Source organism: Micrococcus sp. GbtcB5 (genome assembly GCF_019091605.1).
In the GTDB taxonomy this organism is placed as follows: domain Bacteria; phylum Actinomycetota; class Actinomycetes; order Actinomycetales; family Micrococcaceae; genus Micrococcus; species Micrococcus luteus.
In genome coordinates, this window is the sequence record NZ_JAGXJK010000082.1 from 1 (window position 1) to 691 (window position 691).

Here is a 691-nt window from a genome sequence, read left to right on the forward strand (position 1 = left end):
CGCGCCAACAAGGTTGACATCGCCCTCGAAGCGAGCGGCATGCGAATCAGTAAGGATCGTCAGACTCTCGACACTGAGCGCTCGCAGGCGAGTAGAACGCATGGCAGCGAAGTTAAAGAAGATCGAACTGGGACTCACATGCGGATCCGCCCAATAATCGGGTATGTATACAGAATCCTCGGGAGGAAGATCCACGAGAGCAGAGTAGACAACAAAATCGCGAAAAACGACATTAGAGAACCGTGTCAAAGGATTCCTGGTGCCAAGATTCCGTGAATCCAGGAATGGATGATCTCTCACCTGGTGAGCTATTGCCTGCGGCACTGTCGAGTAGACCCAGTTATTCGGCAAGCCAGGAGGCGAGCACACCTCCAAGAAAGACATCACGGAGTCGGCAGAGCCCCCGAGTTCTCCGTCGAGCAAGAGCCGCAGCGGGTTCTGAGGAGAAAATACTTGTCGGGCAAAACCGTCCTGCTCGGCAGATCCGTCACTGACCGACCTCACAAACTTTCCTGTCTCGCGCTCCATAATTTTATCGATGGCTGAAACAATAACCTGCCAAGCGTCGCTATAAGAGGCATCCTGCTGAACACTACTCAAAAGTGACAACGGATTCTCTTCCGACCAATAGAATTCCGACAGTGCGTTGAGGACAGGCGCGTACCCCATAAAGGAGTCCGGGCCAAGATTG

Annotated in this window: 1 protein-coding gene; it reads right to left on the reverse strand. The window is 53.1% G+C overall.

The window, feature by feature from the left end:
- Positions 1-691, reverse strand: a 691-nt coding sequence (locus tag KVS67_RS11550; RefSeq protein ID WP_217565399.1) for a hypothetical protein, incomplete at both ends; no start/stop codon positions are given.